This is a genomic window from Janthinobacterium tructae (assembly GCF_006517255.1).
Classification (GTDB): Bacteria; Pseudomonadota; Gammaproteobacteria; order Burkholderiales; family Burkholderiaceae_D; genus Janthinobacterium; species Janthinobacterium tructae.
Window position 1 is genome coordinate 2337957 of the sequence record NZ_CP041185.1, and the last position, 26741, is coordinate 2364697.

A 26741-nucleotide genomic window follows, 5' to 3' on the forward strand; every position below is an offset into this window, starting at 1 on the left:
CGGCTTGAACCACGAGCAATCTATGTCCACACCGAATTTATCTATTTCCGTTTTGACCCTGGCCATCCTGCACGCGTTTGCCGCGCCCGCCCTGGCCGCGAATGACACCGCCGAAGCGCCGGCCGACACGCAAAGCATGGCTGAAGTCGTCGTCACGGCCAGCAAGGCGCCTGCCGCCAAGCGCGCCTCCGTGGGCGGTTTTTCCGACGCGCCGCTGCTGCAGACACCCGCGTCCGTCACCGTCATTTCGCAAAAAGACATGCAGGACTTGCAAATCCGCAATCTCAGCGACGCCGTCAAGCTCGACACCAGCATCAACGATGCCTACAACGCCGTCGGCTATGCGGAGCAATTTTCCATCCGTGGCTTCAAGCTCGATAACAATTCCAGCTACCGCAAGGATGGCGTGGCCATTCCTGGCGACACGCAAATTCCGCTGGAAAACAAGGAACGCATCGAAGTGCTGAAGGGCCTGGCCGGCTTGCAGGCAGGCGTGGCCGCGCCCGGTGGCGTGATCGACTTCATCGTCAAACGCCCGACCAACGCGCCGCTGCGCACCGTCACCGTGGAAACGCGCGAACGGGGCACCCTGTACGGCGCCGTCGACCTGGGCGGCCGCCTGGAAGACACGCGCTTCGGTTACCGTGTCAACGTGGCGGCCGAGCGTCTGCGCTCCTACATCAAGGGTGCGGACGGCAACCGCAAGTTCATTTCCGGCGCCTTCGACTGGCAGATTTCGCCGCAAGCGCTGCTGCAGCTCGATGCCGACTACCAGGACAAGGCGCAGGCCACGGCGCCCGGCTTCCAGCTGCTGAATAACACGAGCTTGCCGACCGGCATCAGCGCCGACGCCATGCTCAACCGGCAGCCGTGGACGCGCCCCGTGGAAACCGTCACCAGCAACCTCGGCCTGCGCTTCCAGTACGCGTTCAATGACAACTGGCACGCCACCCTGTCGGCCAACCAGCACTCGTTCAAGCGCGATGACTACACCGCCTTCCCGTACGGCTGCAGCGGACAGGACCTGTACCCTGGCTTCTGCGGCAATGGCGACTACGACGTGTATGACTACCGCAGCCTGGGCGAGACGAAAAAGCCGCTGAGCGCGCAAGCCATGATCCAGGGCAAGTTCGCCACCGGTAGCCTGCGCCATGAATTCACGGCCGGCGTCTCGACCTTCCGCCGCAAGGACCGCGCCGGCCTGTACGTGTACGACTGGGCTGGCGTGAGCAATATCTACCGCCCGCAAATCGTCGATATGTCGACGGGAGTGCAAGGCCCCGTGCGCCTGGTACGCAAGGATACGGAAAACTCCGTCTTCGTGCAGGACATCATCAGTCTGACGCCGAACTGGAAACTGCATGGCGGCTTGCGCCATATCGATGTCGACGGCTACCAGTATGTGCTCAAGGCCGACACGGAGATCCGCGCCAGGCACGACTTCCTGCTGCCCAACGTCGCGCTCGTCTACACCCCACTCGACAATGTCTCCGTGTATGCGGCCTACTCGCAGGGCATGGAACATGGCGGCACGGCCGACCGCAAGGCGGAAAACGCCAACGTGGAATTGTCGCCCAGCCGTTCGAAGCAGATCGAATTGGGCGTGAAGATGGATGTAACGCCCGACTTCATGCTGGCGGCCAGCCTGTTCCAGATCCGCAAGGGCCTGGAATTCAACCAGCCACTGGCATTGCAGCCCAAAAAATATAACTTCGTGCGCGCAGGCCAGGCGCAGCACCGGGGCCTGGAATTGTCGGCCCAGGGCAAGGCGTCGGCCAACCTGAGCCTGGGTGCCTCCGTGACGGCCCTGAACAGCCAGCAGTCGGGCACGGGCAATGCGGACCTCGATGGCAAGCGCGTACCCAACGTGCCCGCCTTCAAGGCGGCCGTGCATGCGGACTATGCCGTGCAACAGGTGGCGGGCTTGAGCGTGAATGGCAACTGGGAATATGCGGGCAAGAAAGCGTTTGAGTACAACAACACGACCTTCGTGCCGTCGTACAACGTGTTCAACCTGGGCGCCGCCTGGGCCACGCGCATCGCGGGCAAGGCAGCCGTGCTGCGCGCCAGCGTCAACAACGTGGCAGACAAGTTTTACTGGCGCGACGTGACGCCGGAATCGGATGGTTATCTGTATCCGGGCGCCAGCCGCACGTTCAAGCTTTCAGCGCAGTTTGACTTTTAATTGAGGGAAATGGCAGGCGCTGCAGCGAGCGCCTGCTGCAGCAAAGGCGCCGCCTGTTCCAGGCGCGCCTCCAGGTTGTCGTGCAGCACGTGGTAGACGATGCCGCGCGCGTCGAGCTCGTCGAGCAGGTAGCGGTAGATCAGCTGGCGCACGGCTTCCGACTCGCGCTGCAAGCCGTCGGCCACCCACGGGCTGTCGGGCGCCGTCACCAGGGTCACTTCGTACTGCGTGGCATCGGCCAGCGCCGCCAGCTGCGCGTCCGCACCATCAAAATAATGGCGGCTGTAGACGGCCGTCATCAAGGGCGTGGTGTCGCAAAACAGGAATTGACGCGCTTGCGCGGCGGCTGCCGCTTCGCGTTCGACTTGCGTACGCGCAATACCATACTGGTCGGCCGCGACGGGCACCCTGCCCTGCGTTGCCACGAATTCGCGCAAGTATTCCGGTACCCAGACGGTGCCGTAGCACTCGGCCAGGGCGGCCGCCAGGGTCGACTTGCCCGACGATTCCGCGCCCAGGATAGCCACGCGCACGCAAGGCGCCATCACTTGAGGACCATCGCATCGGGCGCGGCCGGGGCCGACTTTCTCCACGCCAGCAAGCCGATGGTGGCCATCACGACGAAGAAGCCATACAGCACGGCCGTCAGGGTCAGGCCCTTGTGCAGGTACAGCCAGACATACAGCACGTCGACGACGATCCAGGCGATCCAGTTTTCCAGCTTCTTGCGCGACAACAGGAATTGCCCGACCAGGCTGCCTGCCGTAAGGAAGCCATCCGCATGCGGCACGTCCGTGTCCGTCGTCGTCAGCAGCCAGGCAATGAGCAGGAAGCCGATCAGCCAGCCCGCAGCGCAGGCCAGCCAGCCGCGGCCATCGAGGCGCGTCACGGGCAGCGTCTTGCCGCCGCTGGCCGGATGCAGCCACTGGTACCAGCCCCAGAACGAGACGCTGATGAACAGCAGTTGCAAGGCCATGTCGCCATACAGGCGCGACTCGAAAAAGACGAAACCGTAAGCGGCCGAGGAAATGATGGCGAACAGCCACGCCCAGTGGTTCTGGCGGATGTTCAGCGCAACGGTTGTCAGTGCCAGGACAAAGGAAATCAGTTCAAGCGGCGTGGTGGCAAAACCCAGCAGGAGAAGCGTATCGTTCATGGGAATCGTGATGAGGCTGGTGGTGCAGTATGCAATACCAGCCATGAATAAGCAAGATTGCCTGCTCAGGCAAAGCCGCCCTTGACGGCGCGCGCCAGCGAACGCTGCACGATCAGCTTGTGGAAAGGCCGGATCAGCAGGATGTAGGCGCGTCCCACCCCGTTGTGGCAATGCACGACGCTGGCCACGGTCACGCTGCCATGCCGCCCCGTGCCCCGGTTGCGCAGCACCGAGATGCGGAAATCCAGGTGGCTGTCATCCTCGCCCACGATGATTTCGTCGTCGCTGACGGTAAAGATGCGGAAGATGCCGATGCGTTTGCCTGGCCTGGCTTCCATCTGCTTGGCCGTCCGGATGCCGAAGCGCGCCACGATGGCGTCGCGCACCACCATCAGCTTGCGCGCCCAGCCCGGCTGGCTGCCCAGCAGCTGGCGCGCCAGGCTTTCCATGTCCAGTTCGCGCGCGCGCGCGGTCGGCAGGTCGACGGCATACGCGTCTGCCAGGTTGCTGCCCGGGTACAAGGGGGCGATGCTGGCACCGGGCGGCAAGGCCACGGCGCGGACGGCGATGTTCATCTCTTGCATGTGCTCTCCATGTGTTCAGTGATAACATGGCCATCATACACGACAATGTGAACAGCGATAACATAAAATGACAACAACGAGCACCTATCATCACGGCAACTTGCGCGACACCCTGGTCGCCACCGCCATCGCGCAACTGGCGCAGCAGCACGACGCCGCCCTGTCGCTGCGCGAACTGGCGCGCACGGTGGGCGTTTCGATCGCCGCCGTGTACCGCCACTTCCCCAGCAAGGAAGCCTTGCTGGCCGACGTGGCGGCGGCCGGCTTCGCCAGCCTGATCGCCAAATGGGAGGCAGAACTGCCGCCGCCGGGCAGCCTGCCCGCCGAGCAGCGTTTTCAGCTGCTGGGTCAGCAATACATCGAATTCGCCCTGGCCGCACCTGCCCACTACCGGCTGATGTTCGAGCACCAGGACGTGCGCCAGTTCCCCTCCCTGCAGGAAGCGGCGCAAGCGTGCTTCCAGTATGTGCTGCAGACGGCCGGCGCGGCCGTGCGCGAAGCGGGCCTCGATGCGCGCTGGGACAAGGCCGCCGCCAGCGCCGGCTGGTCGCTGGGCCACGGCTACGTGATGCTGCTGCTGAGCGGCCGCCTGGCCATGGCGGACAGCGGCGACGAGCTGTCGCCAGCGATGGTGCCGCGCTTTTTTCAGTTGCCGGTGGCGGCGTTGCGGCAGGCGCATCAGCAAGCGGAAGAAAAGCCCTTATGACTGCAGAAATGGACATCGCCAGAGGAGCCGACTGATAATGCAGGAAATGCAGGATCCCATGGAGTCATCTACTGTCCCGGGCACCGAGGGCTATGCAGAAAACGCAGGGCAGCTCATTGCACGATACGACAACGTAACATTCCTTGATAAATACCGGCCCGTCAGTCATCTCTTGCCGACGATATCAAGCGCCGTGCTCGACATCGGCGCCGGGACAGGCGGCGACGCTGCGTGGCTTGCAAGCTCAGGCCACAAAGTGACCGCGCTTGAGCCCGTTGCAGCCTTCCGCGCAGCGGGCATGAAGGCGCATGCCCTGGCCAACATCGAATGGGTGAACGACAGCCTCCCCGCTCTTTCCACGCTAGGAGCGCGTCCTGCCAAGTATGACCTTATTGTCGTCGCGGCCGTCTGGATGCATCTGGCAGCGAAAGAAAGGATCGAGGCGATGGGCAATATCAGCAAGTTGCTCAAGCCCGGCGCCATGCTCGTCATGTCCCTGAGGCATGGCCCAGCCCCTGAAGGCCGTCGCATCTTTGATGTCTCTGCCAATGAAACAACAGACCTCGCGATGCGATATCAGCTTAAATTGATGTTGAGTACGCAGGCGCCATCCGTTCAGCAGCAGAATCGCCAGGCGGGGGTAAGCTGGTCCTGGATTGTCTTTGAGAAATGATTCGATCTGAAGCAGCGTGCGCCAGGGGATTGACAGGGCGCGCATTCAGCCGAGGCTAGCCATTATTTTTTTGAAACACCATTATTTATGCATGACATATCGATAGACACGCTCTCAGTAATTGCCAGGCAATGCATTGCCGTGACGTGTCTGCAACGCTTTTGCCGGCGCTTTGACATTCACCATCCGGCGCTGTCCGCGTTCGCCGGGCACGTGTGGAAACTGGCGCAGGCAGGGCCTGGGGATTTTGCAGCCTGGGAACGCGGCTTTGCATCCTTGGCAGTGACGGGCATGGGCGACCCATGGCCGGAGGACGTACGCATGTCCATACCCGGGCACCTGTCCGGCGCGCTGGAGGAACTTGTGCAGCATGTGCTGGAAACAAGCGCCTGTAGCTGGTATGGCGATGACCTTGCGGCAAGCAGGCGCCAGCTGGAAGCCGTCTTTGCCATCTGCGTCCGGCATGCGGTGGGCATACCGCAGCTTGAACACTATGCGCAACACGATGCGGCGCTGCGTGGCGGCTGGGGGCCAGTACTTACGGACGGGCAAGTCCGCGCATGGCAAGCCTTGCTATAGCGCTCACGCCAGAAGGCCTAGGCGCGCCTGCTCGAGCAGGCGCTCCTCTTCATCCGTATCGGCATCGACTTGCGTGACCACGGTCCAGAACGGCGCGCACGTCTTGATTTGCTCGAAAGCATGGCTCGCTTCCAGCCGCACCATGGTTTTCCTGAGGCTGTGCAGATAGCCCTCTTCGATGGCGCAGAGCAGTTCGTCATCGGCGGCATCGATCAGCTCGCGCAGCGCGCCTTCGATCCTTGCGTGGCCGTCCTCCCACAGTTGGCCAATTTCCGGCACATCGTCTTCCATGCACTCGTTCGACCAGTCCGGAGGATAGTCATCGCGCTGCCGGTTATCGGAATCGGTGTCAAAGCTCAGTGAAAGGGAGGGAAACGATACGGCGTTGAAGGCAAAGGCTGAAAATGGCTGATCCTTGAAAGCGGACGCGCCAAGCAGCGCCAGCGAGGCGCTGGCCAGCCTGAACCAGGTTGCTTCAACGTCATAGGCCGTTTCAAATGCGTGCCAATCCGGCGGCAAATCGGGAGTCTGGGGCATGGGGGCCAGTCGAAAAAGAATAGCGGTAAATGGTAAAGCAATTATACGTGGCACTTCCCGCGCGGCAGACGGCAGCATGTGTGCAGTGCGCGCATGGGCGCCAAGGGACGGTTTATCTCTGTGACAGACTGAATGACTTGCTGTACTTGCTCATGATCTGTTTGATCTCGCCGCTAGCCGAGAGTTTATCGAGCGCCTCTTTCAGTGCCCGAGTCGTTTCCGGCTTTGCGGTTTTCTTGGAAACAAACAAAATGAAATCGTTGCTACCCAAGACGAGCGGAACGCCTATGTCTTCCGGTTTCACGCCGGCCATGTACACGCCATAAAACAGGCCCATACTCGACCCCACTCCCGCGTCCAAACGTCGCATTGCCAACATTTTTGCCATGGTGACATAGTCATTAACGGGATACTTCTGGATCGCATTGTCGGTGTCGAATTGCTCCACATATTTGCTGGTGCGTACCACGCCGACGGTCTTCCCGTGCAATTCGCTCAGCTTGCTGTAGTTCTTGCCGGATGGGCCCACGAGGATGACAGGCATGGACACGACGACGCCTGCCGGCACGGCGCCGCGCGCCATTTGATCGTTGCCGAAGCGTATGGTTACGTCAGCGCTCCCGTTTTCAATATCGGCGGCGGTTCTGGGATAAGGAACAAGGGAATTGGTATAGCGCAGCCCGGCAACTTCCGCGATGCGATTGCCGATTTCGTACATCATGCCGGTGGGCTGGCCGTCGCTCCCCATGAATCCCCATGGCGGGCCGAGAATGGTGGCAATCCTGAGCGGTTCGCCGAGCGCCTGGCCAGGCAGCGCCAGCAAGATAGCGAGAATTGCAAACAGCCTGACAACTTTCATTTTCATCACTCTTTTAGATGCGTGAAGTCCATGGATCCCGTGCATAGTGTATGCCCGATTGGCCTGGATGCACTACATGACGATCAATTTTCCATCAGCTTTGTGCTGCTGGAAGGGCCGCGCCTGGTGGGAACGGGGCAAGGAACGGGCGGCGCCATCTGCAAGCGTAAAAAAGCCGCATCGGCCTTACGGCGGATGCGGCTTTGCGCTAGCGCGAGTTGAAGTTAAAGCTGATACTTACTTCTTGGCAGCTTTCGGATACTTGATCGTCATTTCCTTGAGCAAGTTATCCGCGTGGTCCACTTCCTTCATCACCCACAGCATGTAGCGGATGTCGAGGTGGATGGCGCGCGTGATGGCCGTGTCGAAGTACCAGTCCTTGGTGATCGATTCATACGTCGAATCGAAGTTCAGGCCGATCAGTTCGCCACGCTTGTTCATCACGGCCGAGCCGGAATTGCCGCCCGTGGTGTCGGCGCTGGTCAAAAAGTTGACGGGGACCGTGCCCAGCACCGGGTCGCGGAACTGGCCGTAGCGTTTTTCCTTGACGGCATCAATCAGGCCTTGCGGCGCTTCGAACGGCGCCTTGCCCGTGACTTTCTCGACGATGCCTTCTACGGTCGTGAACGGTCCCTTGGTGATGCCATCGCGCGGCGAGTACGGCGATACCGTGCCGTAGGTAACGCGCAGGGTCGAGTTGGCGTCAGGGTACACCGGCTTGCCTTGCGACTTTTTCCAGGCAATCACGGCTTGCATGTATTGCGGAATCACGCGTTCCAGGTTGCCGTCGATTTCCTTGCGGCGCTCTTCCAGCGCCATTTCCACTGGCTGCAACTTGACGGCCAGCTGCATGAAGGCGTCGTCAGACCGGGCCACGGCAGCCTGATCCTTTTCCAGCCAGGCCAGGCGCTTGGCCGTATCAGCCAGCTGCGTTTGCTGGTACAGGGCCGGCACGGCCGCTGGCGCCGGCAGCAGCGCGTCCAGGCCTTGCGGATGGCTCTTCGCGGCCAGTTGCGCGTAACGCTTCAGGCCCGCGGCAAAACGCGCCTGGTCGACCTGGTTGACATACGACTGTTCCAGGCGAGCCAAACGGGCCTTGATGAAGGCCAGGTCGCGCTGCTGGAAGCCCGATTCGCGCTCGGCGTCCGCTTTCTGGCGCTCCAGCGACAAACGGTAGATGGTGCGCGCGCTTTTCAGCAAGTCGCTGTTGGTGGCCACGGACCAGGCGAACTCTTCTTCGCTCAAGGCCATGTCGCTGGCGATCGCCGCGTCCAGTTCTGCCAGCAGGGTAGTCGAGACATTCGGCTGCCTGGCGTACCAGGCGCGGAATTCGGCATCCTGCACGTCCTTGATGGCGGCGATGTCCTTGCGGGCGAAACCGTCGAGCAAGCCCTGGGTTTTCTTCAGCACGTTGTTAATGCTCTTCACCACGCTCGCATAGCGCACGGCAGCGGCCGCGTCGCCATGGGTGGCATCGGCCATCACGGCCAGGTCGGCTTGCAGTTCGGATACTTTCAGGGGGAAGGCAGTATCGCGCGCGAAGCGGATTTCCGCCGGCAGCTTGTAGCGGCTGGTGCGGCCGGGGTAGCCTGCCAGCAAGATGCCATCGCCGGCTTTCAAGCCTTCGGCCGACACCACCAGGAAGTCCTTCGATTTGTACGGCACGTTGTCGGGCGACGGATCGGCCGGACGGCCATCCTTGCCCACGTAGGCGCGCAGGAACGAGTAGTCGCCCGTGTGGCGCGGCCATTCGTAGTTATCGATGTCGCCGCCGAAGTTGCCGATCTTGTCCGATGGCGCATACACCAGGCGCACGTCGCGTATCATCATCTGGCGGATGCGGTAGTACTCGAGGCCGCGGTGGAAGGCGGGCACGGAGCAGCGGTACATCTTGTCCGTTTCGCATTCGGCGATCAGATCCTTGACGCGCTTTTCCACCGCTTCGTGGCGCGCGCGGCCCGTCATGTCGGCCGTCAAGCCTTTCAGCACGCGCTCGCTGACGTTCTCGACCTTGTCGGTCACATACACGAGGCTGTTCGGACCGCCCGGCAGCTCGCTGGCGCGCGTCTTGGCCAGAAAGCCGTTGGTGATGTAATTATGTTCCGGCGTGGAATTGCGCTGCACGGCGCCATACGCGCAGTGGTGGTTCGTCACCACCAGGCCCGCGTCGGAGACGAAAGCGGCCGAGCAACCGCCGAGCGACACGATGGCGCTCATCGGATGCTTGCTCAGGTCGGCCAGTTTTTCCGCAGGTATTTCAATGCCGACCCGTTTCAGATCAGCTTTCAGCTGTGGCAGCTGGTGTGGTTGCCACTGCCCTTCGTCGGCGTGTGCGCCGGCGAACGCGCCCAACAAGGCGACTGGTAAAACGATTGTTTTGAACAAGATATGCCCCTCCATAAATAGCAGGCGAAAGTATAGCCTGTCACAGGGGCCTGAGTCGGCAAAAATTAACCCATTGCAATTTCTATATCAGGCGGCAGGCCGCCCAGCCCCCGGCAAGGGAATCTGCAGGGACAAACGGCAACCGGTGCCCGAGGCCGGCATGCCCACCTCGAAGTGGCCGCCCAGCGCCGTCACGCGTTCGGCAATGCCGATCAGGCCAAAGCACTGCTTCTTGCGCTGCTGCTGCGGCGTGATGCCGATGCCGTTGTCGCTGATGACCACATACACGGCGCAGGCATCCGAACTGAGCTCGATCTCGACCTGGCTGGCCTGGGCATGGCGCATGACGTTGCTGAGCGCTTCCTGCACGATGCGGAACAGCACGATCTCGACCTGGCTGCCGATGGCGGCAAACAGGGCCTCGTCGCGTATCAGCAGGCGGCAAGCGACGCCGCTGCGCTTGCGGAAGTCACCCACCTGCCATTCGATGGCGGCCTGCAAGCCCAGGTCCAGCGCCATCGGGCGCAGCTCGTTCATGATGCCGCGCACGCTCTTGATGGTGGTGTCGACATTGCTGAGCACGGCGCCAACGCGGCGGTGCAGGCGCGGATGGGAACCTTCCGTACGCGCACTGAGCATGGAAATGTCGATGCGCAGCGCCAGCAGGTTTTGCCCCAGTTCATCGTGGATATCGCGCGAAATGCGCTTGCGTTCGTCTTCCTTGGCCGTTTCCAGGTGCAGCGCCAGCTGGCGTAGCTGCGCATGCGACTGGCGCAATGCGCCATCCATCAGCTTGCGCTCGGTGATGTCCGTGTGCGCCACCACCACGCGCAGCGGCCCTTCACCGAGGAAACGGCTGATCCTGGCCTGCGACCAGCGGGGGCCTGAGCGCGTGATAAATTCATACTCGAGCGCAAACGTGTCGGCCGTGCCTGCAATGACGGCGCGGATGCCGGCGGCCAGCTCGCGCCCGGCGCTGCGCTGCCAGCGCGGGTCCGTCTCGCAGAATTCCAGGTACTGCAGCGGCCGTGGCGTGTGCCCGACGAAGGCCAGGCACGCCTGGTTGGCATGCACGAGGCTGCCCGCCTGGTCCAGCACCAGCACCCGGTCCGTCAGCGAATCGATGGTGGCGTGAAAGAAGCGCTCGGCATCGCGCAAGGCTTCCTGCGCCCGCTCGCGCTGCTGCACTTCCAGCTGCAGATGCTGGTTGGCGCGCAGCAATTCGGCCGTGCGCTCGATGACGCGCTGGTCCAGTTCGCGGTGCAGTTCGCGCAAGTCCGCTTCGGCCAGCTTGCGCTCCGTGATATCGGAAAACACGCCGACAAAGTGGCTGATGGCGCCATCCTGGCTGCGCATGGGCGTGATCGACAACGCTTCGACGAAGCGCTCGCCATTCTTGCGCCGGTTCACCAGTTCGCCATACCAGCTGCCATCCTGGTGCAGGCTGCGCCACATGGCTTCATAAAACTGCGGCAAATGCGTGCCGCCGCCGAGGAAGGACGGATCGCGCCCGATGGCTTCCTCCGCCTGGTAGCCGGTGATGGTGGTGAAAGCGGGGTTGACGGAAATGATGCGGTTGTCGCTGTCCGTCACCAGCACGCCTTCGCGGATGGTATCGAGGATGACGAAGGCGCGCCGCAAGGCCGAGTCGCGCGCATGCTCGTCGCCCAGGTCCGTCACCAGCATGCGCGCCGTGGCGCTGGCCGCGTCGAAATTGGCCTCGATACGCACCATGCCGCCCATGCCGCCCGCCTCGCCTTGGAACAGTTGCGCCTCGAGCACCTGGCGCGCACCGCTGGTAAAGACGGCATCGAGGAAACGGCGGAAGCCGCCCTGCGCCTGCGGCGCGACGAATTGCTCGAAACGCCGCCCCAGCAGCTGGTTCTTGTCGCGCTGCAACAAGCCGCAGGCCGCCACATTGACACGCGTGATGACACCCTCGCGCGCCAGCGAAAAATAGCTGACGGGCGCCTGTTCATACAGCTGCGCGTAACGGTCACGGCTGCTTTCAAACTCATTCTTCAGCTGTTCCAGTTCGGCCAGGGCCGCACTCTGCATTTCCAGCTCGATCTGGCTGACCTGCAATTCATGCAGCTGACGCATCACCTCTTCATTCGACTGCGGCGGCGCTATGGACTGGCGCTGCAGCGCCGCCAATTGCTCGGCCTGCTCTCGCAAGCTTGCCGGCCCGCACCCGTCGTCGAATGGTTCGCTCATGACGCGCTCTCTCCTGCTTTCCCGTCTGCCGCGGCGCCGGACTGGATTTGCCGCAACTGGGCTTCCAGCAGTTTCGATTCTGTAATATTGATGAAGGTCACCACCACGCCATCGATCACATTTTCCACCGTGCGGTACGGCATGATGCGCACGTTGTACCAGCGTCCCGTCTTGGTTTCCACTTGCCGCTCGCAAAACACCAGGCTGCGGATCACTTCCAGCGCGTCCGCTTCCAGGTTCGGGTAGGCCAGGTCGTTGACGATGTCGCTGAGCGGGCGGCGCAAGTCCGTCTGGATCAGCTTGTAGATTTGCGTGGCCGGCGCCGTGAAGCGGCGGATGCGCAGTTCGCTGTCGAGGAAAATGGTGGCGATATCGGTACTATTGAGCAGATTTTTCATGTCGCTGTTGACGAGCGACAAATCATCGACCTTCGATTGCAGCTCGGCATTGACGGTGTACAACTCCTCATTGAGCGACTGCATTTCTTCCTTCGACGTCGTCAGCTCTTCATTCGCCGATTGCAGTTCTTCATTGGTCGACTGCAATTCCTCGTTGGCCGATTTGAGTTCTTCGCGCGAGGTCTGCATTTCGTCGCGCACGGCCTGGATTTCATTGCGCGCCTGGATCAGCTGCTGCTCCAGTTCCAGCATCTTGGGGCTCGACGAGCGGCCCCGGCGCGGCGTAGCCGCCAGCGGCGTGCTGGCAAACGTGACGAAGACCATGCCGCTGAGCGCTTCAGGCTGGCGCAAGGCTTCCGCCGTCAAGTCCACGCCCTGCGCCGGCCCTGCGTGATCCTTCAGCACCAGGCCGGTCAGGCGCACCAGGCTGTCGCTTTGCAGCGCCTGCGAAATCAGGCCGGCCAGCTCGTAGCGCAAGCCCTCGCGCGCCATCGCGTGGATATTCCAGTTGGCCTTGCCAGCCGCCGGTTCCAGGAAGGCGCCCGTGCGGCCGTTGATGTACAGGATATCCCCATCCTGGTTCAGCAGCACGGCCGCAGGCGAATATTTCTGGAGCAATAATTGCTCGACATGGGACTGGATTTTTCCGGGCATGCTGACGTCTCTCGTGTCGCTGGGGGTAGGAGGAGTAGCCGACGATACCTTCGTGGGAAAGTATGTCAGCAAGCGCTGGCGAGCCAGGTTGTCGAGGCGCCGGTACAGCCGGGTCGATGTGGTCAGCGGCGCGAACAGCTCGGAAAAATGACCGGGCGTGTCGGCGCTGCCCAACAGTAAAACGCCATCGCGGTTCAAGGCGTAATGAAACAGGGGAATCAAACGCTGTTGCAGCTTGGCATTGAGGTAAATCAACAGGTTGCGGCAGCACAGGATGTCGAGCTTGGTGAACGGCGGATCGGAAATGACATTTTGCTGGGCAAAGATGATCATGTTGCGGATCTCTTTCCTGACCAGGTAATCGCCCTTGTCCTGCATGAAAAACCGTTCCAGGCGCTCGGTCGACACTTCGCTGCTGATCGTTGATGGAAAACGGCCCTGGCGCGCGCGGTCGATGGCGTCGGCCGACAGGTCTGTGGCAAAGATCTGCAGGCTGTATTTCGACGGCGAGTTGCTGCTGGCCACCACTTCGTGGAACACCATGGCCAGCGAATAGGCTTCCTCTCCCGTGGAACAGGCCGGTATCCAGGCCTTGAAGGCGCGCCCGTCCGGGTGGGCCGCCAGCATTTGCGGCAAAACCACCATCTTCAGGTACTCCCACACCTTCGCGTCGCGGAAAAAATTCGTCACGCCGATCAGCAATTCCTTGAACAGCAGGTCGATTTCTGCGGGATTGTTGCGCAGATAGGGAATGTACTCTTCCATCGACGTCATCTGGTACAAGCTCATGCGCCGCTCGATGCGGCGCAGCACCGTATTGATCTTGTAGTCTGAAAAACTGTTGCCCGTATGTTCGGACAGCAAGGCGACAATTTCCTGCAATGCATTGCGTCCGCTCGGCGCCTTGCCCGGCAACGCCAGGAAGCTGCTGCGAAACAGGTAACTGACGATCTTTTCCGGCATCTTGTCGGGAAAATCGACGAGGTCCACCGCGTCGGCGGAAATCGCGCTTTGCGGCATCATGTCGAACTTGGCCGTATCGGGATGCTGGGCCAGGGTCAGGCCACCGGCCTGCTTGATGGCTTGCATGCCACGCGTGCCATCGCTGCCCATGCCGGACAGAATCACGCCCACGGCCAGTTCGCCCAGCTCGGCCGCCAGGCTTTCGAAGAAAGCATTGATGGGCAGGCGGTGGCCGCGCAGCTGCAGCGGCTCGCTGAGCACAAAGTGTCCCTTGGACAGGCTCAGGTCCGCATTGGACGGGATCACATAGATATGGTTCGGCTGCAGTGCGGCGCGCTGCGTGATTTCCGTGACGGGGATGCTGGTGGCGCGCTGCAGCAGTTCCGGCAACATGGCTTTTTGCGTGGGATCGAGGTGCTGGATCACCACATAGGCGATGCCGCTCTGCGGCGACACATTCGTCAGGAAAGCGACAATCGGATCGAGACCACCGGCCGACGCGCCGATGGCCACCACGGGAAAATCGATGGCGGCCACCTCAGGCGCTGGAGCTTTGCTGTGTTTGCTGCGTGTCATCGTCGGCAAGAATGCAGCCGCGGCACGTGCGCCAGGCTGGCGGATGGATAATCTTGCATTCTAGCACCCAAGACGCACGGCAAAACGCGAATTTGGCGCAGGTTTTTCAGCCTGCGCCAGCCCGTCCCCCTACTGTGCCTGCGGCGTATGCCAGCCGCCGCCCAGCGACTGGATCAGGGCCACGGCCGTCGTCTGGCGGTCCGCCTGCGCCTGCACCAGCGAACGGCGTGCCGACAACGCCGTCACTTGCGCCGTCACCACGTCCGTGTAGCCGACCTGGCCCGCGTTGTAGCGGTTCAGCATCTGCTGCTCGACCTGGTCGGCGGCGGACGACGCCTGCTGGCGCAAGGCCAGCTGCTCGGCCAGCGCGCGCGTGGCCGACAACTGGTCTTCCACGGCGCCAAAGGCACTCAATACCGTCTGGCGGTAGCGCGCCACGGCCGCCGCATGCCCCGCCTTGGCCGCGTCCACGCTGGCCGTGGTGGCGCCCGCGTTGAACAGCGTTTGCGCGGCCGACACGCCCAGCGACCACAGGCTCGACGAAGCATTGAACAGGTCGCCGACACGGCTGGCGCCGGAACCGTACGATCCCGTCAGGTTCAGGCTTGGATAGTAGGCCGAGCGGGCGATGCCGATCTGCTCGTTGGCCACGGCCACCCTGCGCTCGGCGGCCGCGATGTCGGGACGGCGCTGCAGCAAAGTCGACGGCACGCCCAGCGGCACCTCGGGCACGGTCAGGGTCCACGGCGCCACGGCCAGGCTGAAGTCGGACGGCGCTTTGCCCAGCAAGATGGCGATCGCGTGCTCGAGCTGCGCGCGGGCGCGCATCTGGCTGGACAGATCGATCTGCGCATTGGCCAGCTGCGTCTGCGCCTGCAGCAGGTCGGACCTGGCGGCGATGCCGGAATTGAAGCGGTTGCTGGTGATGTCGAGCACGCGCTTGTAGCCGGTTATGGTCGAATTGAGCAGCGCGATCTGCGCATCGCTCTGGCGCAGCGAAAAATAATTGATGGCCAGCTCGCCCTGCGCCGACAGGCGCGCCGCTGCCAGGTCGGCCGCGCTGGCGGCGGCGCTGGCGTCCGCGCCCGTCACGCCGGCGCGCAGGCGGCCCCAGATGTCCGGTTCCCACGAGGCACCGATGGCGGCCTTGAAGTTGCTGTTCGTCTGCTGCTCGCCGCCGCCACCGGAACGGGCACCGCTGCCCGTCAGGTTCACGCTCGGGAACAGCGAGGCACGCTGTTCGCGCACCAGCGCGCGCGCCTGCTCGTACGAGGCGATGGCGGCCGCCACGTTCTGGTTCGATATCTCGATGCTGTCGGCCAGCTGATTCAGCTGCGCGTCGCCGAACAGGGTCCACCAGGGACCGCGCTCCAGGGTGTCGGCCGGCACGGCAGGCTGCCAGCCGGCCGCCTCCTTGAACGTTTGCGGCGCGGCGGCCATCGGCGTTTCATACGCGGGACTGACGGCGCAACCGGCCAGGAGAACTGCAGCCGCCGCCAATGCAAGCAGGTGGCGTGCGGGGACGGTCGATACGATAGGTTTTACTTGCTTCATGATTGTGTGCTCGGGTTATCTGGCCCAGGAATGCGGCTCAATTGCTGCTCGTCGGCGCCGCGCGTGCGCAGCTTGTCGAGCAGGATGTAGACCACCGGGGTGGTCAGCAATGTGAGTAACTGGCTGGCAATCAGGCCGCCGATGATGGCGACCCCCAAGGGCTGGCGTAGCTCCGACCCCTCGCCGAAACCGATCGCCAGCGGCAAGGCGCCAAGCGCCGCCGCCAGGGTGGTCATCAGAATGGGGCGGAAACGCAGCAAACATGCTTCGCGCACCGCTTCCACCGCTGTCAAGCCGCGCGAACGCTCGGCCTCCAGCGCGAAGTCGATGATCAATATAGCATTTTTCTTGACGATACCGATCAACAGGAACACGCCGATCAGGGCGATGATGGAAAATTCCATGCGGAACAGCAGCAAGGCCAGCACGGCGCCCACCCCTGCCGACGGCAAGGTCGACAGCACGGTGATCGGGTGGATCAGGCTTTCGTACAGGATGCCCAGCACGATATAGATCACCACGATGGCCGCCAGGATCAACAGCGGCTGCTCCTTGTTGCTGTCCTGCGCGCTCTTGGCCGACCCCTGGAAGCTGCCGCGCACATTCACCGGCATGCCGATTTCGGACTCTGCCTGGGCCACGGCCGCCTGCCCGTCGCTGAGCGGATAGCCGTCGGCCAGGTTGAACGACACGGTGGTGGCCAGTTCGCCGCCCTGGTGGTTGATCGACGTCGCCGTCGAGCTTTCCGCAAAGCTGCTGAACGAGGACAGCGGCACCATGTGCGCCAGGGTCGTGGACAGGGCCGAGCCGCTGGACGGATCGCGCGCCGCCGTCGTGTTCGACGCCGTCGCAGCAACGGCGCTGGTGGTGGCGGTGGTGGCTGTCGTGGCGGTGGCCGCGACGGCGGCCGCATTCGAGGCCGGCACATACACGGAGCGCAGCGCTTCCGGGCTTTGCGCATAGCGCGGCGCCACTTCCATGATCACGTGGTACTGGTTCAGCTCATCGTAGATGGTCGCCACCTGGCGCTGGCCGAAGCTGTTATACAGCGCATTGTCGATATCCTTGACTTGCACGCCCAGCTGCGTGGCGCGGTCCTTGTCGATGGAAACATAGGTTTCCACGCCGTTTTCCGCCTGGTCCGTGTCGACGTCGATCAGGGCAGGCTGCAGCTTCATCTGGTCGGCCAGTTTCGCCGCCCATTTCTTCAGGTCCGCCTGGTTGTCGCTGATCAGGGTGTACTGGTAGGTCGAGTTGCTGGAGCGTCCGCCCATGCGCAAGTCCTGCACGGGGTTGAGGAACAGCGAAATGCCCGTCACCTTGGCCAGTTGCGGACGCAAACGGGCGATCACGGCTTGCCCCTTGTCGGTGCGCTGCGAGGCCGGTTTCAGGTCGATGAACATGAAGCCGCCCCCTGCCCGTCCGCCGCCGGTGAACCCCACGACGGTGGCGACGGCCGGATCGTCCTTGATGATGTCGACCAGCTGGCGCAATTTGCCCTGCATGGCCTGGAACGAGATGCTCTGGTCGGCGCGCATGCCGCCATTGATCTGGCCCGTGTCCTGCTGCGGAAAGAAGCCCTTGGGCGCGGCCGCAAACAGATACACGTTCAGGCCGACGACGAAGACGAGGATGGTCATCACCAGCGCGGCGCTGGACAAAGCCCAGTCCAGGCAATGTTCATACACTTTCAGCATGCGCTCGAAACCGCGTTCGAACCAGCGCGCGACAAGGCCCGGCTTTTTATGCTGCTGGCCGCTTTTCAGCAGCCAGGCGCACATCATCGGCGTGGTGGTCAGTGAAATCACCAGCGAAATCATCACGGCGGCTGACAGGGTGACGGCAAATTCGCGGAACAGCCGCCCCACCTGGCCACCCATGAACAGCAGCGGGATGAAGACAGCCACCAGCGACAGGCTGATCGACAGCACGGTGAAACCGACTTCGCGCGCGCCCAGGAGGGCCGCCTTGAAGCGGTCCATGCCGGCCTCGATGTGGCGCTGCGTGTTTTCCAGCACCACGATGGCGTCGTCGACGACAAAGCCGGTGGCCACCGTGAGCGCCATCAGCGACAGGTTGTTCAGGCTGAACCCCAGCATGTACATCACGCCAAAGGTACCCAGCAGGGAGACGATGGTGGCCACGGCCGGGATGATGGTCGCGCGCACGCTGCGCAAAAAGGCGCTGACCACCAGCACGACCAGCACGATGGACAGGATCAAGGTGAATTCGATCTCGTGCAGCGAGGAGCGAATGGAGTTGGTGCTGTCGGACGCCACCTGCAGCTTGATGTCGCCGGGCAGCTGCGCCTGCAGTTGCGGCAGCAGCGCGCGCACGCCATCGACCGTGGCGATGACGTTGGCGCCCGGCTGGCGCGTGATCAGTACGATGACGGCCGGGTCGCCATTGAACAGGCCCAGGGTATTGTTGTTTTCCACGCCGTCGACCACTTCAGCCACGTCGTCGAGGCGGATGGCGGCGCCGTCGCGCCACGCCACCACCAGGCTGCGATAGTCGGCTGCGCTGCGCCCGCCAGAGGCCGTGCTGGCGCCCGAATAGATTTGCAGGCTGCGCTCATCGCCAGAAATCGCCCCCTTGGGACGGTTGGCATTGGTGGCCTGGATGGCCGCGCGCACGTCTTCCATCGACACGGCATAGTGATTGAGCTGATAGGGCAGCAATTCCACGCGCACGGCCGGCAGCGAACCGCCGCCCAGTTCCACGTCGCCCACGCCCTTCACTTGCGCCACCTTTTGCTGCACCAGGTTCGACACGGCATCGTAGATCTGGCCCGGCGTACGCGTTTTCGACGTCAGCGCCAGGATGATCACGGGCGCGTCGGATGGATTGGCCTTGCGGTAGGTGGGGTTGCTGCGCAGGGTGGCCGGCAAATCCACGCGCGCGGCGGCAATGGCCGCCTGCACTTCGCGCGCGGCCGAATCGATCTTGCGGTTCAGGTCGAACTGCAGGTTGATGCGCGCCGAACCCGTGCCCGACGACGACGTCATCTCGTTCACGCCCGAGATCACGCCCAGGCGCCGCTCCAGCGGCGTGGCCACCGAGGTGGCCATGGTCGCGGGGCTGGCGCCGGGCAGGCTGGCGCTGACGGAAATGGTCGGATAGTCGACCTGCGGCAGCGGCGAGACGGGCAGCACGAAGAAGGCGCCGATGCCCGCCAGCGCGATGCCGATGGTCAGCAGCACGGTGGCGATGGGGCGCTTGACGAACGGTTCGGACAGGTTCACGCGGCGCTCCCCGCACCTGGTTTATCCAGGCTGACAGCGTTCTTTGCCTTGCCGGCGAAGCGCTGGCCCAGGCGGTCGAAGCCCAGGTAGATGACGGGCGTGGTAAACAGCGTCAGCACCTGGCTGACGATCAGGCCGCCGAAGATGGCCAGGCCCAGCGGACGGCGCAGCTCGGCGCCCTCGCCCCAGCCCAGCATCAGCGGCACGGCCGCGAACAGCGCCGCCAGGGTGGTCATCAGGATCGGACGGAAACGCAGCAGCGCCGCCTGGTGGATGGCTTCCTGCGGGCTTTTCCCTTCGTCGCGTTCGGCCTCGATGGCGAAGTCGATCATCATGATGGCGTTCTTCTTGACGATGCCGATCAAGAGGATGATGCCGATGATGCCGATCACGCCCAGATCCTGCCCGGAAATCATCAGCGCCAGCAAGGCACCCACGCCGGCCGACGGCAGGGTCGACAGAATCGTCAGCGGGTGGATATAGCTTTCGTACAGCACGCCCAGCACGATGTAGACGCAGACGACGGCGGCCAGGATCAGCCACAGCTGGTTCGACAGCGAATTTTCATACGCGCCGGCCGCGCCGAGGAACGTCAATGTCACCGATGGCGGCAAGGCGATGTCTTGCGCCGCCTGGCGGATGGCGTCGACCGCGCTGCCCAGCGCCACGCCTTGCGTCGTATCGAAGCCGAGGGTCGTGGCCGGATATTGCGCCACGTGCGTGATTTGCAGCGGCGCCTGTTTTTCACCGACGCTGGCAAACGCGGACAGCGGCGTCGACTTGCCGGAACCCGTGCGCACCTGCAGTTCCGACAGGTCGGCCGGCGTGGTGACGATGCCGGGCTGCGCTTCGAGGATCACGCGGTACTGGTTGGTTTCCGTGAAAATGGTCGAGATGATGCGCTGGCCGAAGGCGTTATACAAGGCGTCGTCGACGGTCGCCGTGGTCACCGACATGCGCGCGGCGCTGTCGCGGTCAATCGCCACCGTGACGGCGGCGCCCGTGGCGCCCGCGTCCGTGACGACGTTGCGCAGCTGCGATTGCTCGCGCATGCGCGCCGCCAGCTTGCCGGCCCACTCGGTGACGGTGGCCGTATCGGCCCCCTCCAGCGAGACGCGGTACTGCGTCGGGCCCGATTCCGCATCGATGGTCAGATCCTGCGTCGGCTGCAGATACAGCGTCACGCCGGCCACCTTGGCCACGCGGTTGCGCAGGCGCTCCATGATCTCGTCCTGATTGCCGCTGCGCGGGCGTTTCAGGTTGATCAGCATGCTGCCCGTGTGCAGCATGGTGTTGTTGGCCGCATCCACGCCGACCAGGGAACTGAGGGTATCGACAGCGGGGTCTTCCAGCAACGCGCTGGCGGCGGCCTGCTGCAGGGTGGCCATGCGCTCGTACGAGACGGCTTGCGACGTTTCGATGCGCGCCTTCAGCTGCCCCGTGTCCTGCGTGGGGAACAGGCCTTTCGGGATGGTGATATACAGGATGACGGTCAGCAGCAAGGTGGCCAGGGCCACCAGCAGGGTCAAGCCCTGGCGTTTCAGCACCCACACCAGCGCATGGTCGTACTGCACAATCACGCGGTCGAGGAAAGCCTGGATGCGCTGGCCCGTGGCGCTGACCTTTTCATCGGCACGGCTTTTGAGCCAGCGCGCCGACATCATCGGCACCAGGGTCAGCGACACCACGGCGGAAATCAGAATCGTGATGGCCAGGGTCATGGCAAATTCGCGGAACAAGCGGCCCACCACGTCGCCCATGAACAGCAGGGGAATCAGCACGGCGATCAGCGAGACCGTCAGCGAGATGATGGTAAAGCCGATCTGCGACGCGCCCTTCAGGGCGGCGGCCATCGGCGTTTCGCCCTCTTCGATGTAGCGGGCGATGTTTTCGATCATGACGATGGCGTCATCGACGACAAAGCCGGTGGCGATGGTCAAGGCCATCAAGGAGAGGTTGTTCAGGCTGTAGCCGAGCAGATACATGACGCCGCAGGCGCCGATCAGGGAAATGGGCACGGACAGGCTGGCGATCACGGTGGCGCGCATGCTGTGCAAAAAGGCGAAGATCACCAGCACCACCAGCAGCACGGACAACAGCAGTTCCATTTCCACGTGTTCGACGGAGGCGCGGATGCCCGTGGTGCGGTCGCTCAGCACATCGAGCTTCATGGCCGCCGGCAGGCTGGCCTGCAAGTCCGGCAGCAGGGCCTTGATGGCGTCGACCGTCTTGATGACGTTGGCGCCGGGCTGGCGCTGCACGTTCAGGATGATGGCCGGCCGCTTGCCCGACCAGGCGCCCAGGCGCGTGTTTTCCGCGCTGTCGACGACATTGGCGACGTCGGACAGGCGCACGGGCGCACCGTTTTTATAGGTGATGATCAGGCGCTTGTAGTCTTCCGCCGTCACCAATTGATCGTTGGCGTTGATGGTAAACGAGCGCGTGGGACCGTCGAAACTGCCCTTCGCGCTGTTGACGTTGGCCGCCGCGACGGCGGTGCGCAGGCTGTCGAGGCCGAGACCGTACGAGGCCAGCAATTTGGTATCGCCCTGGATGCGCACGGCGGGACGCTGGCCGCCCGACAGCGAGACCAGGCCCACGCCGTTGACCTGGCTGATTTTCAGCGCCAGACGCGTGTTGACGATATTTTGCACCTGCGTCAGCGGCATCGTGTCCGAGGTGATGGCCAGGGTCAGCACGGGCGCGTCGGCCGGGTTGATCTTCGCGTACACGGGCGGCGCCGGCAAGTCGGTCGGCAGCAGCGAGCCGCCCGCGTTGATGGCGGCCTGCACTTCCTGCTCGGCCACGTCCAGCGTCTGGCCCAGGGTAAATTGCAGGGTGATGAGGGAGACGCCGGCCGCGCTGGTGGAACTCATGCGCTGCAAGCCCGACATCTGCCCGAACTGGCGCTCCAGCGGCGCCGTGACGGTCTGCCCCATGACTTCGGGACTGGCGCCCGGGTACAGGGTCTGCACCTGGATGGTGGGGAAGTCCACCTGCGGCAAGGCGGCCAGCGGCAGGAACTTGAAGCCGACCAGCCCCGCCAGCACGATGGCCAGCATCAGCAGCGCCGTGGCGACGGGGCGCTTGATGAAGGGAGTCGATGGACTCATTGCGCTGCGCCCTTCGCTGGCGCGCTAGCTGGCACTGCGGCCGGCGCGGATGCCGATGCGGATGCCGATGCACTGGCCGTGCCGTCAGCCTGCTGCCGGCGGTGGCGGCGTTCGCCGTTCGCGCCCGTTGCGCCACCGGCGCCTGCACCGCGCGCGCCGGCAGGCTTGTCGCCCGCCAGGGTGACTTTCGCGCCTTCCTTCAGGCGGTCGGCGCCTTCCGTGATGACTTGTTCGCCCGCTTCCAGGCCGGCGCGGATTTCCACCATGTCGGTGGTGGCCTGGCCACGCGTGACCATGCGCACGGTGACGGTTTTATCCGCTTTCAGCACATACACGAAGTCGCCGTTGTTACTGTGGCGCAGGGCCGTGACGGGCACCAGCACGGCGCCCGTGATATTGCCCAGCTCCAGGCGCACGTTGACGAACTGGCTGGGGAACAGGGCCATCTTGTCGTTCGCGTAGCGGGCCTTGGCGCGCACGGTACCCGTCTGCACGTCGACCTGGTTATCGAGCGCGCTCAAGCTGCCCTTGTCGAGCGTGTGCGTGCGCGTCCGGTCCAACGCCAGCGCCGCCAGGGCCGAGCCGGCATTCAGGCGCTCCTGGATGGTCTGCACTTTATCCTGAGGCACGGAAAACTGCACGTCGATGGGCGACAGCTGCGTCACCACCACCACGCCGCCCGCGTCGCTGGTGCTGACCAGATTGCCGATATCGACCACCTTCAGGCCTGCGCGGCCGCTGATCGGCGACACCACTTTTGTATAACCGAGGTTCAGTCTGGCCGTGCCTTCGGCGGCGCGATCCGTCATGACCGTGCCTTCCAGCTGTTTCACCAATGCGGCCTGCGTATCGACATCCTGGCGCGCAATGGAATCCTGGCCCAGCAGGGTTTGATAGCGCTTCAGGGTCAGGCGTGCGTTTTCCAGCTGCGCTTCATCGCGCTGGCGCTGGCCCGTGGCCTGCATCAGCGCCATCTCGAACTGCGCCGGGTCGATCTGCGCCACCACCTGGCCCGCCTTGACCATGCCGCCTTCCTTGAATTTCAGCTCCTTCAAAATGCCCGACACTTGCGGGCGCACCGTCACGGTGGACGCGGCCGTCACCGTGCCCAGCGCATCGAGCACCACGGGCAAGTCAGATTTGACGGCCGTGGCCACGCCCACGGTGGTCGATGGACCGCCACGGCGCCCGCCGGGGCCACCTGGCCCGCCAGGACCGCCCATGCCAGGACCGCCCTGGACGCTGGTGCCGGAGTGGGTCAGGTACCAGGCACCGCCCCCCAGCGCAGCCATCACGGCCAGCGCGATGACTGTGCCGACGATTTTCGAACGGCGGCTACGCCGCGCGGTGTTGGGTGTTGTCTGCGAATCCATCGCTTATCCTTGTATACGCCGCGGGCACGGCGAGTCTGTGGCGCCGGCCGAGGTGGAACACACTCAGGCCGGACGACCGTTTTTCGGGGTTGAATGAGCTACAAAGCAGTCAGGGAGTCAAGAGCTGAAAATCAGCTGAAAAAACAGCGCTCCCTAGCGCGAAACGACTCTAGCATAGTCATGTATCTGTTTCATTTCTACTTGAAACAATTACACACAGCCAGGCTGGCATGCGAGGATCAGGAGGACAGGCTGGCGTGCCTGCGCTGTGAGCGAACGGTGGAAAAATCAGGCTTGCGGGGCCTCGCGCCCCGGCGCCAGCGGTGCGCGGGCGACTCGCATGCAGATACAAACTCGCTACAAATCTCCCGCCATCGGCCTTGACCTGGCGCCATGCGGGTGCTCAGGCGGCGGGACTTCTTTACCTGGCTTTACAAGGTCAGGCCGAGGATGACATCCTGATAGTCGGTGCGGCCCACGCGGAAAGTACGCCGGCCCACTTGCGCAAAGCCGCAGCGCGCATAAAACGCCAGCGCATCGTGGTTTTCCGCGTACACACCCAGCAGCACCCTTCCCGCCCCGCTGGCGCGCGCCTGGCTCAGCGCCGCCTGCATCAGGCGCTGGCCCACGCGCTGGCCCTGGAAGCGGTGCAGCAGGTAGATGCGCTTGATTTCCAGGTCTTGCGGATGCGGGTCCGCCACCGGCAGGCTGGCGGGACTGAGCACCAGGTAGCCGACGGGCGCGCCGCCGGGCGTGGCCTCGGCCAGCCACAGCCGCATGGCCGGCAGCGCCAGCCAGTCGCGATACAGCTGCACGTCGTGCTGGCGCTGGCAATGGGCGATGATGTCGGCGCCATCGAGGATGCCGGCGAACGCTTCAAGAAAAGTGGCTTGCCCCACCAGCGCCAGCGCCTGTTCATCGCCCTTGGCGCAGGGACGGATGGTGATCGCCGTGTCAGTGCGTGTATTCATGTCGCTTGCCATAGTCTGCTCTGCATAGAAAACAAGCCGGGCGAAGCCGGCTTGGGTAGGTTGTCGATGTGGGTATTACTTGCCGCCGAGTGGCACCTCGCACAGGCAGTGCGTGAGGGCCATGAACGGTTTGTGTTCGCGCGTGATGCCCGACAGCCAGGAGAGGTCCTGCGCCATGCCCAGCGCCGCGTCGGCCGGCAAGCCCGTCGTGGCCAGGCCCAGCTTCACGTGCTCGCCCAGGCCCAGCGAGGCCATGGCTTTGGAGCCGAACATGCCGATCAAGCGGTCCACGTTCGACGTTTCCTGCTCCAGGTAGGTCACGCGGTAATCGCTGCCCAGCTTGGCGCGCTTGGCGGCCGATGCCAGCGCATCGCCATAGCTGCCGATGCGGTCGACCAGGTTGCGCTCTTTCGCCTGCAAGCCTGTCCAGACGCGGCCCTGCGCCACTTCATCGATCTTTTCCGGCGTCGTCTTGCGCGCCTTGGCGGCCAGGTTCAGGAAGTCGCCATACACGTGGTTGATCGAACCCTGGATCACTTGCGCGAAGCGCGGGTCGAGCGGACGCAATGGGTTGCCTGCGTCGGCCAGCCAGGTGGTGGGCGAACCGGCGGTGTGGATGCCCAGCTTTTCCACCACCTTGTCGGCCGTCGGCAGAATCGCGAACACGCCGATGGAACCGGTGATGGTGGCCGCGTCGGCGATCACTTCATCTGACGAGGTGCTGATCCAGTAACCGCCCGAAGCGGCCACGTTGCCCATCGAAACGACCACCGGTTTGCCGGCGGCGCGCGTCAGTTCCAGTTCGCGGCGGATCAATTCCGAGCCGAAGGCGCTGCCGCCCGGCGAATCGACGCGCAGCACGATGGCCTTGATCGATTTGTCTTCACGTGCCTGGCGGATCAGACGCGAGGTGGACAGGCCGCCGATGGCGCCCGGTGAAGCGATCCCGTCGCCGATTTCACCGGAGGCGATGACCACGCCGACGGCGTCGCCGATATGCACGGGGCGCAGGCGCGCCAGGTAATCCGTGTAATTGATCTGGCGGAAGTTCGTGCCTTCCGTATTTTTGGCGCCGCGCGCCATCATGAACTGGCGCAGTTCATCGCGCGTTTTAAGACCGTCGACCAGCTTGCCATTGAGCGACAGCTTGGCAATATCGCCACCGGCGGCCGTCATCATGGCGGGCAGGTTGTCGATCGTTTGCATGATGGCGCCGGCCGGCAGCTTGCGCGCCTTTTCCACGTCCGTCGTGTAGGTGGTCCACAGGCCGTTGTTCAGGTAGCGGTCCGCTTCGGCCGCCGCTTCGGACGGGCCGTTGGCGATGAACGGCTCGGCCGCGCTCTTGTACGTGCCCACTTTCAGCAGGTTCACCGTCACGCCCACTTTATCGAGGGCGTCGCGGTAGTAATTGCGGTAGCGGCCAAAGCCTTCCAGCATGACGCCGCCCATCGGGTGCAGGAATACCTCGTCGGCCTTGGCCGCCACCAGGTACTGGCGCTGGTTGTAGCTCGAACCCCAGGCCGTGACTTTCTTGCCCGTGGCGCGGAAACGTTCCACGCCGGCCGCCACTTCGCGCAGCGACGCCAGGCCGCCGCCCTGCAGCTCGTCGAGCAGGATCACCATGGAGCCGATGTTCTTGTCCTTGGACGCCGTATCGAGTACCGCCAGCACGTCGCGCAACTGCACGTTTTTCTTGACTTCGCCGCTCACATTGGCCAGCACCGCCTCGCGCACGCCGCCCGGGGTTTCCTCGACCAGCGGGCCTTGCAAGTCCAGCACCAGGGTGGTCTTTTCCGCCAGGGGCTTGGCGCCGCCGCCAAAGATGGCGATCAGGATGGCGATGACGATCAGCAGGAAAATCAGGTTGATGACCGCGCGGCGGGTGGCGTCCAGCGCGCGCCAGAATGCGCCAAAGCCGCGGCGCAGCGGCGGGAAGGGGTTGAGTGACATTGATGCTCCGTGGGGTTGTGTACCGAAAGGAAACCAATATAACTGAAAACGGGCTGAATCGTC

The 26741-nt window shown here is 63.6% G+C and carries 18 protein-coding genes; 4 read left to right on the forward strand and 14 right to left on the reverse strand.

Annotated features, from left to right (window positions below):
* Positions 1-22: 22 nt before the first annotated feature.
* The gene (locus FJQ89_RS10235) at positions 23-2185 is read left to right on the forward strand and encodes a TonB-dependent siderophore receptor (RefSeq protein ID WP_141170107.1); all 2163 of its coding nucleotides are present in this window, start codon (positions 23-25) and stop codon (positions 2183-2185) included.
* Here the strand turns inward: FJQ89_RS10235 and FJQ89_RS10240 are convergent.
* The 3 genes from FJQ89_RS10240 to FJQ89_RS10250 all read right to left on the reverse strand — a co-directional run bounded on the left by FJQ89_RS10240 (position 2182) and on the right by FJQ89_RS10250 (position 3925).
* Complete coding sequence (locus FJQ89_RS10240) at positions 2182-2730, reverse strand: AAA family ATPase (RefSeq protein ID WP_141172735.1); 549 nt, start codon at positions 2728-2730, stop codon at positions 2182-2184. The genes FJQ89_RS10235 and FJQ89_RS10240 overlap by 4 nt on opposite strands.
* Positions 2730-3341: a nicotinamide riboside transporter PnuC gene (gene pnuC / locus FJQ89_RS10245; RefSeq protein WP_141170108.1), complete on the reverse strand. Its 612-nt coding sequence runs from the start codon at positions 3339-3341 to the stop codon at positions 2730-2732. Before pnuC ends, FJQ89_RS10240 begins: the two co-directional genes overlap by 1 nt.
* A 65-nt stretch (positions 3342-3406) precedes the next feature.
* Positions 3407-3925, reverse strand: coding sequence for a DUF2867 domain-containing protein (locus tag FJQ89_RS10250; RefSeq protein ID WP_141170109.1), 519 nt, complete (start codon positions 3923-3925; stop codon positions 3407-3409).
* A gap of 67 nt (positions 3926-3992) precedes the next feature.
* Between FJQ89_RS10250 and FJQ89_RS10255 the strand changes: the two genes are divergently transcribed.
* The 3 genes from FJQ89_RS10255 to FJQ89_RS10265 all read left to right on the forward strand — a co-directional run bounded on the left by FJQ89_RS10255 (position 3993) and on the right by FJQ89_RS10265 (position 5883).
* Positions 3993-4631, forward strand: a complete 639-nt coding sequence (locus tag FJQ89_RS10255) for a TetR/AcrR family transcriptional regulator (RefSeq protein ID WP_141170110.1) — start codon at positions 3993-3995, stop codon at positions 4629-4631.
* A 37-nt stretch (positions 4632-4668) separates the two neighbouring features.
* The gene (locus tag FJQ89_RS10260; protein WP_243136504.1) at positions 4669-5304 is read left to right on the forward strand and encodes a class I SAM-dependent methyltransferase; all 636 of its coding nucleotides are present in this window, start codon (positions 4669-4671) and stop codon (positions 5302-5304) included.
* 87 nt (positions 5305-5391) lie between these two features.
* Positions 5392-5883 carry a hypothetical protein gene (locus FJQ89_RS10265; RefSeq protein ID WP_141170111.1) on the forward strand — a complete coding sequence of 164 codons (492 nt, stop codon included), beginning with the start codon at positions 5392-5394 and terminating at the stop codon, positions 5881-5883.
* A 3-nt stretch (positions 5884-5886) separates the two neighbouring features.
* Here FJQ89_RS10265 and FJQ89_RS10270 read toward each other — a convergent pair whose 3' ends face one another.
* From FJQ89_RS10270 to sppA, 11 genes are all read right to left on the reverse strand, one after another.
* Positions 5887-6420: a hypothetical protein gene (locus FJQ89_RS10270; RefSeq protein WP_205704595.1), complete on the reverse strand. Its 534-nt coding sequence runs from the start codon at positions 6418-6420 to the stop codon at positions 5887-5889.
* A 112-nt stretch (positions 6421-6532) separates the two neighbouring features.
* Entirely contained in the window at positions 6533-7285 is a 753-nt protein-coding gene (locus tag FJQ89_RS10275) for a substrate-binding periplasmic protein (protein ID WP_168208435.1), read from the reverse strand.
* A 231-nt stretch (positions 7286-7516) separates the two neighbouring features.
* On the reverse strand, positions 7517-9664 hold the full coding sequence (locus FJQ89_RS10280; protein WP_423245200.1) for a S46 family peptidase: 2148 nt from the start codon (positions 9662-9664) through the stop codon (positions 7517-7519).
* Positions 9665-9751: 87 nt separating this feature from the next.
* The gene (locus FJQ89_RS10285; RefSeq protein WP_243136505.1) at positions 9752-11881 is read right to left on the reverse strand and encodes a PAS domain-containing sensor histidine kinase; all 2130 of its coding nucleotides are present in this window, start codon (positions 11879-11881) and stop codon (positions 9752-9754) included.
* Complete coding sequence (locus tag FJQ89_RS10290) at positions 11878-14472, reverse strand: chemotaxis protein CheB (protein WP_141170115.1); 2595 nt, start codon at positions 14470-14472, stop codon at positions 11878-11880. The genes FJQ89_RS10285 and FJQ89_RS10290 overlap by 4 nt, the downstream gene beginning before the upstream one ends.
* A 129-nt stretch (positions 14473-14601) precedes the next feature.
* Positions 14602-16026 carry an efflux transporter outer membrane subunit gene (locus FJQ89_RS10295; protein WP_168208436.1) on the reverse strand — a complete coding sequence of 475 codons (1425 nt, stop codon included), beginning with the start codon at positions 16024-16026 and terminating at the stop codon, positions 14602-14604.
* On the reverse strand, positions 16023-19271 hold the full coding sequence (locus FJQ89_RS10300; RefSeq protein WP_141170116.1) for an efflux RND transporter permease subunit: 3249 nt from the start codon (positions 19269-19271) through the stop codon (positions 16023-16025). The genes FJQ89_RS10295 and FJQ89_RS10300 overlap by 4 nt, the downstream gene beginning before the upstream one ends.
* On the reverse strand, positions 19268-22384 hold the full coding sequence (locus FJQ89_RS10305) for an efflux RND transporter permease subunit (RefSeq protein WP_141170117.1): 3117 nt from the start codon (positions 22382-22384) through the stop codon (positions 19268-19270). Before FJQ89_RS10305 ends, FJQ89_RS10300 begins: the two co-directional genes overlap by 4 nt.
* Entirely contained in the window at positions 22381-23757 is a 1377-nt protein-coding gene (locus tag FJQ89_RS10310) for an efflux RND transporter periplasmic adaptor subunit (RefSeq protein ID WP_141170118.1), read from the reverse strand. Before FJQ89_RS10310 ends, FJQ89_RS10305 begins: the two co-directional genes overlap by 4 nt.
* A 431-nt stretch (positions 23758-24188) precedes the next feature.
* On the reverse strand, positions 24189-24728 hold the full coding sequence (locus tag FJQ89_RS10315; RefSeq protein ID WP_141170119.1) for a GNAT family N-acetyltransferase: 540 nt from the start codon (positions 24726-24728) through the stop codon (positions 24189-24191).
* Positions 24729-24803: 75 nt separating this feature from the next.
* The gene (gene sppA / locus FJQ89_RS10320) at positions 24804-26678 is read right to left on the reverse strand and encodes a signal peptide peptidase SppA (RefSeq protein WP_141170120.1); all 1875 of its coding nucleotides are present in this window, start codon (positions 26676-26678) and stop codon (positions 24804-24806) included.
* Positions 26679-26741 lie beyond the last annotated feature (63 nt).